A 9,560-nucleotide genomic window follows, 5' to 3' on the forward strand; every position below is an offset into this window, starting at 1 on the left:
TTATGCCAGATGATTCAATTTTGATAGCAGATGTTGCTCTTATTGCACCAGTTTTTCAAGAGGTAGAGGGTAAAGGTGTACTTTTTGAAGAAGAATTAGCTAAAATAGGGGCATCTGATAGAATACAAATTTATGGACAAATTGGACTTGCTCATGGTCCAGCGTTTTTACATGGTTCTATTACAAATCTTGCTTAATTGGAGGATAAGATGTTTAAAATTACTGGAAAAGAGAATGGTGTTATTTGGGATACAAATAAGAATAAACCACTTATAAAATTTAAAAAAGGTGTAGCTGTAACAAAAGATAAAGAAGTAGCTGAACAACTTAAAACCATGGGTTTTATTGTTGAAAATGAAACTGAAGGTAATCAAATAGAAGATGATAAAAATGAAACTAAAGATAATCAAATAGAAGATGAAAAAACTGAAATTAAAGATAGTCAAACAAATGATAAAAAGAAAAGAGTAAGAAAAAATGAATGAGTTAGTAATTAATAGATTAGAATGGTTTGGTTATGAAGTAGTACATAGTGATCTATTAACTATTAAATTCATAATTGAAAAGATAGAAAACAAAGTAAAAACTGATTGTAATATAGATGAAATACCAGAAGAATTAAATAATGTCTTAGTTGATATGGTTGTAGGTAACTTTTTTATCGAAAAGAAAACATTTGATCCAGATAGTTTAAAATCTATAAATTTTGAAAGTGTGATTAAGCAAATCCAAGAAGGAGACACTAATATTACTTTTAGTGATAACTCAAAAACACCTGAACAAAGATTTGATGAGTTAATTAATTATTTAATTAATAAGGAGTATGATTTTTCATGTTATCGGAGAATCAGATGGTAAGAATAAAAAAAGCGAAAGAATCTATGTATACAGGATTATGTACTGTAGTCGAATACAGAAAAGTTAAAAATGAAAATAAATCTACAGGTTTCAAAGAAGAAATTGTTTTAGAAAATGTTCCCTGTAGATTATCTTTTTCATCTACTTCTAATACTAATGAAACTTCAATATTTAATGGAGTGGCTCAAATTATTAAATTAATACTATCTCCTGATGTTAAAATAAATCCAGGAAGTAAAATAATAGTTACTCAAAATGATGTAGAAAATATTTATAAAAATAGTGGAGAATCTGCAGTTTATAGCACTCATCAAGAAATAATTTTAGAATTATTTAAAGGGTGGAGTTAATGAGTGGATTTAATTTTAATGATTTAAAGAAAATGAGAGATAAAATAGGTAAAGCTCTATCTGATAGTGAAATTAACAATTGTTTAGAATCAACAGTTAAAGAACTTTCAGGCAGACTTTTAAGGAGCGTAATTAGAAATACACCTCAAGGAAAGACAGGATCTTTAAGAAAAGGTTGGACTACATTACCATTAAAAAGACTACCCAAAGGAGTAAGTGTAGATGTAGTTAATGATGTTAGTTATGCTATATATGTTGAAAAAGGACATAGAACAAAAAATCATAAAGGTTGGGTTGAAGGTCAGTTTATGCTTGAGAAAGCAGAAACAGAAGTTAAAAATGTTATGCAAAAGGCTGTAAAAGATAAAATGAATAAGCTTTTAAAAGGTGGATTTAAATAATGATAAATGAGTTAATAGATTCAATAAGCATAGCTATTAATTCTGAATTTGGCGATGAGTATGAAATTTATACTGAATCAATTAAACAAGGTTTTAATGAACCTTGTTTTTTTATTTACAATTTTAATTCAACTAATGATGTGTTTTTAGGTAAGAGATATTTTAGAGAGAATCAATTTTGTATAAATTACTTTCCAAACAAAGGGAATGAAAATAAAGAATGCCATAGTGTAGCAGAAAGATTATATAAGTGTTTAGAGTGGTTAAATGCTCAAGGGGATTTATTAAGAGGAACAGGATTAAAGCATGATATTTTAGATGGCGTACTTAATTTTTATGTTAATTATAATGCCTTTTATCATAAAACAGAAGATACAATCCCTATGGGAGATATTTCTCAAAGGTTAAATGTTAAGGAGTGATAAAAAATGGAAAAGAAGAAAGAAAAGCTAGTAAATGAAATTGAAATTTTGTTTTCAAAAGAACAAATTTTGAAAAGTAATAGATTTAAAGATAAGAGAGATATTTTAAGTGCTTTATTAGAAGATGATAAGAAATATAAGCTCTCTGATGTAGAAAGTATGATTGTTGATTTTTTAAATAAAGAGGTGATTTAGTATGGCTTTAGGTGGAGGAAATTTTATTACTCAAAATAAAGTACTTCCTGGAACTTATATTAATTTTATTTCAGTTAAGTCTGCAGATTCCAATTTATCAGATAGAGGTATTGCAACAATGCCACTTGAACTAGATTGGGGATTTGAAGATTCTATATTTGAAGTTACACAGGAAGATTTAGAAAAAAATGCTCTAAAGTTTTTTGGATATGATTTCACTCATGAAAAACTTAAAGGATTAAGAGATTTATTTAAAAATATAAAACTGCTTTATGCTTATAGATTAACAAGTGGGGGAATTAAGGCATCTAACAAGTATGCGACAGCTAAATATTGTGGAACTCGTGGAAACGATATAAAAATAGTTATTAAAAATAATGTAGATAACCCTGGTTATTATGACGTTATGACATATTTAGGAGATGTGTTATTAGATACTCAAACTGTAAATGATAAGTTGAATTTAATATCAAATGATTATGTTGAGTTTAAAACTGCATCTTTAACACTACAAGAAGAATCAGGAATAGCTTTAACAGGTGGAACTAATGGAACTGTTAATGGAGCAGCACATCAAAAATATTTAGATAAAATAGAAACCTATACATTTAATGCTATGGGTATTACAACAACAGATGATACTACAAAATCTTTATATATTAATTTCTGTAAACGGCTTAGAGATGAAATTGGATCTAAATTTCAATTGGTTCTATATAATAAGGCAGCTGATTATTTAGGAGTAGTTAATGTTAAAAATAGAGTTTTAAAAGACTCAGAATCATCTCTTGTTTATTTTGTTACAGGAATAATTGGTGGATGCCCTGCTAATAAGTCTAACTTAAATAAAATTTATAATGGAGAATTTGAAGTTGATACAAATTATACTCAAAATCAATTAGCTGAGTGTTTGAAATTAGGAGAGTTTGTATTACATAAAGTAGGGTCTGATATAAGAGTACTTGATGATATAAATTCTAAAGTTACGATTACGGAAGAACAAGGGGAAATATTTAAAGATAATCAAACTATTAGAGTAATAGATCAGGTAGCTAATGATATAGCAGTAATTTTTAATACTAAATATCTTGGTGAGATACCAAATGATAATGCTGGTAGAATATCTCTTTGGACAGATATTGTTAAACACCATCAAGACTTACAAAAGATTAGAGCTATAGAAAATTTTAGTGATAAGGATGTAAGTGTACTTCAAGGAGATAACAAAAAATCAGTAATAGTTAATGATGCTATAACTGTAGTTAATGCTATGTCTAAACTTTATATGACTGTTATGATTTCTTAATGGAGGTTTTTTATGAATAAAGATAAAACTATGAAGAAAGTAAATATACAGCTGTTTGCATCTCAAAATATTACAATGCATTCAAAAGATGCTTTATCTGCAAAACTTGCTGAATGTTTTGTAACTATACGTGGAAACAGATATAAATTTATGCAAGCAATAAATTTAGAGGCTAAGTTTGAAAAGAATAAAACAGAAATTCCTATTTTAGGTAAAACAGGTAAGGGTAATAAAAGTTCTGGATGGGCAGGTACAGGGTCAGCAACGTTTCATTTTAACACTTCGATTTTTAGAGAGTTAATGGAAATATATAAAGATACTGGTGAAGATGTTTATTTTGAAACACAAATTTCAAATGAAGATCCAACAAGTTCAGCAGGTCGTCAAACTATAATTCTTTTTGATTGTAATATTGATGGGGGAGTACTTGCGAAATTTGACGCAGACGGTGAATATTTGGAAGAAGATATGGATTTTACTTTTGAAGATTTTAAAATGCCAGAAAAATTTAAATTACTTATGGGGATGGTGTAATATATGTCTAAATTTTCTAGATTCATGAAACAAAATAAGATAAAGAAAGAAAATACAACTTTTGCTCCAACTAAATCTTTATTAGATGAAAATGGAGAACCAATTAAATTTATTATTAAACCTCTAACAACAAAAGAGAACGAAGATATAAGAGAAGCATGTACAGTAGATATACCTGTAACAGGTAAACCAAATATATTTAGACCAAAATTAAATACATCTAAGTATTTGGCTAAAATGCTTTGTTCTTGCATAATTGAACCTAATTTATTTGATAAGGAACTTCAAGATTCATATGGAGTTATGACCCCAGAAGATTTAATAAAAGAAATGATAGACGATCCTGGAGAATACCAGGATTTTGTTACGTTTATACAAAATTTTAATGGATTTAATGTAAGTCTTGAAGATAAGGTAGATAACGCAAAAAACTAATATTAGAAGGGGATGGAGAAGCAAATTATGCTTACTATGCCCTTCTTAAGTTAAAAATACTTCCATCTGTATTTCTAAATATGGATGAAAATGAAAAAGCTTTTGTAATTGCTTGTATAGATATAAAAGTTGACAGTGATAAAAAAGAGAGAAAGAAACTAGAGAGTAAAGCTAAGAAAAAGAGGTGATGAAATGCTAAAGACATCACTTGATTTACATGATAATTTTAGTGCTACTATACACAATATAATTGAATCTGTAAATTTGAGTGTTAGAACCATGGAGGGTCTCCACCAAAGTGTTAGTACTCCATTAGATTCTTCAGCTTTAGATGATGTAAGAAATTCCATAAATCAAGCGACTATGGACATACAAAAATTAGATGATGCATTTACTAAAGTTAGTTCTGAAAGTATAGATGCACCTAAATTCGATAATGCTTGGGTATCACCTAATTTTGAAGTTTTTACAAACTCTGGTGTTGATAGATTTAATCAGGAGATTCTAAGCACTAATAATCTTTTAAATAAATTAAATGAATCTCAAATGAAAATTTCTAATACTGCATCTCAAATTGATATTTTGCCTAATGCTATGATTGCAGATATAAATGCTGCTCAAGTACGTATTGAAGGTATTAAAAACAAAATATTAGAGATTGAAAATAATCCATTAAGTGTATTAGATGAATCAACTAACTATCAACTTGAGAGTCTAAGAAATAAACTTTCTCAAGCTGTAGATGAACAACAAGCACTTAATATTGCAGTTGAGAACATGGATATTGAATCTGCAAATCGTGCATATTTAAAGTTATCTAATACTATTGGTGGTGCAGAGATGCACATTAGAGATAATATGCAAAGTCAAGATAAGTTTAATAAAAAGCTTAATGATGGTTTTAATCTTGCAAATCAATTAACTGGATCTATTAAATCTATGGTTGGTGCTTATTTAGGAGTACAGTCAATAAAAAAAGCTTTTGGAGCAATTAAGGAGTATACAGATTTATATAATATTCAGACAAATGCAGAAAATCAACTAAGAGCAGTGCTTCGTAATACATTGGATGCAGGTTATGTAGCACAGTTTGAAGCTGAGGCTGTAGTAAGTACTGATAAGGCTATATCAGATATAAATGCTATACAAGATAATATTGAACCTATTACAGTACAAGTAAGTGCTGGAACTAAAGCTTTAAATCATCAATTTGATATTATTACGAAAAAAGCTAGTGAGATTCAAAGTGCAGGTATTTATGGTGATGAAGCTATGATTGCAGGTGCAGCAGAATTTGCTACATATTTTAGTGATGTTGATGCTATTACGACTATGATGGATACTTTAGCAGACTATGCAATGGGTATGTCAGGTGGTGGAGAAGTAGATCTGCAGTCCATGGTTAATTATGCTACAGGTTTAGGTAAGATTATGACTGGTAGCTATGAATCTATGACCAAAAAAGGTTTTGAATTCACCGATGCTCAGAAGGCAGTTATAGAAGGTACTGCTACTCATCAACAACTTGTATCAGTATTAGGAGATGACTATGCATCTATGTCTGAAGAGATGAGAGCTGCATCAGCTATATCTCAAGTTATACAAGATTCATGGGGTGGATTATATCAAACAATGAGTGATACTCCTCAAGGCAAGATTATACAGTTAAATAATGCTTTAGGAGATATGAAAGAAGTAATTGGTGGTCAGCTCTATCCTTATGTACTTAAGTTTGTAGATGCTATTAACAATAATTGGGGTGTAATAGAAGGTATCGCATCTGGTATAACTGTAGCACTACAAATAATGTGTAGTGTTTTATCTTTTGCCTTTAATATTTTTATGAGTGTTGCTAGAGTTGTTGTAGATAATTGGAGTTGGATATCTCCAATTATATATTCAATTGCTACTGCCTTAGGAGCATACATAGCTATTTTAGGAATCTATAAAGGAGTACAGCTTTTAGCTGCGTTAGCACAAATGTTATTTAATAAGGCTCTTGCATTATCTCCACTGACTCAGTTTGTTTTACTTTTAGGACTTGTTGTTGGTGTTGTATTTGTTTTTGCAAATAGTATTGCTCAAGCTACAGGTGTTGCTAACAGTGGGTTTTCTTTGATTTGTGGAGCTATTAATGTAGTTATACAATTTTTCGTAAATTTATTTAAAGTAGCGGCAAATATTGGGATAGGTATTGGAAATGTAATTGATGCTTTAGCACATAATATGAAAACAGCTTTTTCTAATTCTATAGCTAATATTCAATCTTGGTTTTACAATTTATTGTCCACTGCTTTAGATGTAGTAGCTGGTATTTGTGCAGCTCTCAATAAATTACCTTTTATTAATTTTGATTACTCTGGAATTACTAATAAAGCCAACGAATACGCTAATAAAGCAGCAGAATTACAAGAAAATAAAGGAGAATATAAATCAATTATAGATGCATTTAATGAAGGCTTTAATACTTTCGATGCTTTTAGTGATGGTTGGGTTGAAGATGCATTTAATAGTGGAGCAGCTTGGGGAGATTCTATAGGAGATAAATTTTCAAATATATTAGATGGATTAGGTTTTGGTAATATAGCTAATCTTAATGGTATGGATTTGAGTGTTGGTAATGATTTGGGATTAAATGGGATAGAAAATAGTTTGAATGATATAGGAAGTGGTGTGAAAGATACAGCAGGAAATACTGGAGCTATTAGAGATTCTCTTCAGGTATCTGAAGAAGATTTAAAATATTTAAGAGATATTGCTGAGAGAGAAACTATTAATAGATTTACTACAGCAGAAATTAAAGTGGATATGGGTGGTATTACTAATAATGTTAGTAGTGGTATGGATTTAGATGGAATTATCCATAAATTGGCTACAGGAGTTCAGGATGCTATGGAAAAAATGGCAGAGGGGGTGCATGTTTAGTGTATAGTATATATTTAGATAAAGTTTTATTGCCTATAGCTCCTAAATCTATAAAAATAGGGTTTAGTAGTCAAAATAAGACTTTGAACTTAATAAATCATGGAGAAATTAATATGCTTAAAGATCCAGGACTTTTAGATATAGAATTTGATGCAATGCTCCCTAATACAAAGTATCCATTTAGTATTTATAAAGATGGCTTTGAAAGTGCAGATAAATTTATTGATAAGATAAATAAGTTAAAAACGGACAAGAAACCATTTCAGTTCATAGTTACTAGAACTCGTCCTGATGGAACACCACTATTTAATACAAATATAAAAGTATCTTTGGAAGAGTATGAAATAAATGAAGATGCAGAAGAAGGATTTGATGTAATATTGTCTATAAAACTTAAACAATACAAACCTTTTGGAACTAAAAAAATTAAAATAGAAAAGTCTAAAGATGAAGATAATAAACAAGAAGCTAAGGTCGAAGAAAAAAGAGAAGCTGATGAGAGTAAAATAATGATAGGCTCTGACGTTATTGTTAATGGTAGATTACATAGAGATAGTTATGGTAAAGGACCTGGACAAACTAGGACTAATTATAAAGGGAAAATTAACCTTATAAATGAGAAAGGTTCACACCCATATCACGTAACAACTCCTGAAGGGTCTCATTTAGGTTGGGTTACTAAAGATAGTGTCAAGGGAGTTTAATTATGGAATTTGAACTTATTATACAAAATGAATCTGATATATATTTACCATTAGTTGAAGATTCTATTGTTTGGAAAACAGAAAGAAAAGGTGTTCCAGGACAACTTGATTTTAAAATTTTAGATGATGGAAATCTTAAAATAGAAGAAGGAAATGCAGTTAGTTTTAAGGTTGATGGAGAGAAAGTATTTTACGGATTTATTTTTACTTTAAAAAGAGATAAAGAAAAAATTATAAGTGTTACTTGTTATGATCAATTAAGGTATTTTAAAAATAAAGATACGTATGTTTATACAAATAAGACAGCAGGTGAACTTATAAAAATGATTTCAGAGGATTTTGAAATGCAATGTGGAGAAATAGAAGATACAGGATTTAAGATACCATCAAGGATTGAAGAAAATACAACTCTTTTTGATATGATTCAAAATGCACTTGATCTAACTCTCGAAAATAAAAAAGAAATGTATGTTTTATATGATGATTTTGGGAAAATAACTCTCAAAAATATATCTTCTATGGTTGTTGAAATTTTAATAGATTTTGATACTGGAGAGAATTTTGACTATTCTTCAAGTATTGATTCTGAAACTTATAACAAAATTAAACTTACTTATGATAATAAAGATATTGGAAAAAGGGATGTTTATATATCACAAGATGGAAATAATATAAATAAGTGGGGAGTTCTGCAGTATTTTGATACTATTTCAGAGGGGGAAAATGGAAAAGCTAAAGCAGATGCACTTCTTTCTTTATACAATCAAAAATCTAGAACATTATCAGTTAAAAATGCTTTTGGAGATATAAGAGTTAGGGGTGGCTCTATGGTTGTGGTACAGCTTGATTTAGGAGATACTAAAATTAATAATTTGATGATAGTTGAAAAATGTAAGCATGAGTTTAAAAACAATGAACATTTTATGGATTTAACATTAAGAGGGGGAGAGTTTATTGCTTGATACAAATGATTTATTAGTAGCTATAAAGAAAGCTTCAATTGATGCAGTTGAAAATATTAAACCAGTAAATATTGTTTTTGGTAAGATTGATTCTACTAGCCCTTTGAGTGTTAATGTTGAGAACAAATTAACACTATCTAATGAACAATTAATTATGAGAGATATATTTAAGGTCTATGAATTAAAATGTGAAGTTGATGGTAAAGTTGGAGTCGCAAGACTTGATTTAAAATTAAAACCAGGAGACGATGTAATACTTTTTCGTATACAAGGTGGTCAAAAATATCTTATTTTAGATAGGGTGGTTAAATGATACCAAAAGTTAATATTAATTTATCTATTAATAGTATAGAAAGAAATATTGAACCTAGTAAAAACCATCGTATGGATATAAATAAGGAGTTAATAAATGGATATAATGATTTAATTGATGGAGTTAAACAAGCAGTATTTAAAATTTTAAATACT

Annotated in this window: 14 protein-coding genes; all 14 read left to right on the top strand. The window is 29.1% G+C overall.

Annotated features, from left to right (window positions below):
• A partial coding sequence (locus tag A6P36_RS08170) for a DUF5309 domain-containing protein (protein WP_242861595.1) occupies nt 1–197 on the top strand: 197 nt, incomplete at its 5' end.
• 12 nt (nt 198–209) lie between these two features.
• Nucleotides 210–485 (top strand): hypothetical protein, encoded by a 276-nt coding sequence (locus tag A6P36_RS00830; protein ID WP_066760315.1) that lies wholly within the window; start codon nt 210–212, stop codon nt 483–485.
• A complete protein-coding gene (locus tag A6P36_RS00835; protein ID WP_066760316.1) occupies nt 478–858 on the top strand; it encodes a hypothetical protein in 381 nt (126 codons plus the stop codon). The genes A6P36_RS00830 and A6P36_RS00835 overlap by 8 nt, the downstream gene beginning before the upstream one ends.
• Entirely contained in the window at nt 852–1,208 is a 357-nt protein-coding gene (locus A6P36_RS00840) for a hypothetical protein (RefSeq protein ID WP_066760317.1), read from the top strand. Before A6P36_RS00835 ends, A6P36_RS00840 begins: the two co-directional genes overlap by 7 nt.
• The gene (locus A6P36_RS00845) at nt 1,208–1,609 is read left to right on the top strand and encodes an HK97 gp10 family phage protein (RefSeq protein WP_066760318.1); all 402 of its coding nucleotides are present in this window, start codon (nt 1,208–1,210) and stop codon (nt 1,607–1,609) included. Before A6P36_RS00840 ends, A6P36_RS00845 begins: the two co-directional genes overlap by 1 nt.
• Nucleotides 1,609–2,031: a phage tail terminator family protein gene (locus A6P36_RS00850; protein WP_066760319.1), complete on the top strand. Its 423-nt coding sequence runs from the start codon at nt 1,609–1,611 to the stop codon at nt 2,029–2,031. The genes A6P36_RS00845 and A6P36_RS00850 overlap by 1 nt, the downstream gene beginning before the upstream one ends.
• Nucleotides 2,032–2,037: 6 nt before the next feature.
• Entirely contained in the window at nt 2,038–2,226 is a 189-nt protein-coding gene (locus A6P36_RS00855; protein ID WP_066760320.1) for a hypothetical protein, read from the top strand.
• Nucleotide 2,227: 1 nt separating this feature from the next.
• The gene (locus tag A6P36_RS00860) at nt 2,228–3,532 is read left to right on the top strand and encodes a phage tail sheath family protein (RefSeq protein ID WP_066760321.1); all 1,305 of its coding nucleotides are present in this window, start codon (nt 2,228–2,230) and stop codon (nt 3,530–3,532) included.
• A 30-nt stretch (nt 3,533–3,562) separates the two neighbouring features.
• A complete protein-coding gene (locus A6P36_RS00865) occupies nt 3,563–4,066 on the top strand; it encodes a phage tail tube protein (protein ID WP_066760326.1) in 504 nt (167 codons plus the stop codon).
• Between the two features lie 3 nt (nt 4,067–4,069).
• Complete coding sequence (locus A6P36_RS00870; protein WP_066760322.1) at nt 4,070–4,501, top strand: phage tail assembly chaperone; 432 nt, start codon at nt 4,070–4,072, stop codon at nt 4,499–4,501.
• Between the two features lie 192 nt (nt 4,502–4,693).
• On the top strand, nt 4,694–7,426 hold the full coding sequence (locus A6P36_RS08290; protein WP_242861596.1) for a tail length tape measure protein: 2,733 nt from the start codon (nt 4,694–4,696) through the stop codon (nt 7,424–7,426).
• The gene (locus A6P36_RS00880; protein WP_066760323.1) at nt 7,426–8,130 is read left to right on the top strand and encodes a hydrolase; all 705 of its coding nucleotides are present in this window, start codon (nt 7,426–7,428) and stop codon (nt 8,128–8,130) included. The genes A6P36_RS08290 and A6P36_RS00880 overlap by 1 nt, the downstream gene beginning before the upstream one ends.
• 2 nt (nt 8,131–8,132) lie before the next feature.
• On the top strand, nt 8,133–9,092 hold the full coding sequence (locus tag A6P36_RS00885; protein WP_066760324.1) for an XkdQ/YqbQ family protein: 960 nt from the start codon (nt 8,133–8,135) through the stop codon (nt 9,090–9,092).
• The gene (locus tag A6P36_RS00890) at nt 9,085–9,405 is read left to right on the top strand and encodes a DUF2577 domain-containing protein (protein ID WP_066760325.1); all 321 of its coding nucleotides are present in this window, start codon (nt 9,085–9,087) and stop codon (nt 9,403–9,405) included. The genes A6P36_RS00885 and A6P36_RS00890 overlap by 8 nt, the downstream gene beginning before the upstream one ends.
• Nucleotides 9,406–9,560: the final 155 nt, after the last annotated feature.

The organism is Candidatus Arthromitus sp. SFB-turkey, assembly GCF_001655775.1.
GTDB lineage: Bacteria > Bacillota > Clostridia > Clostridiales > Clostridiaceae > Dwaynesavagella > Dwaynesavagella gallinarum.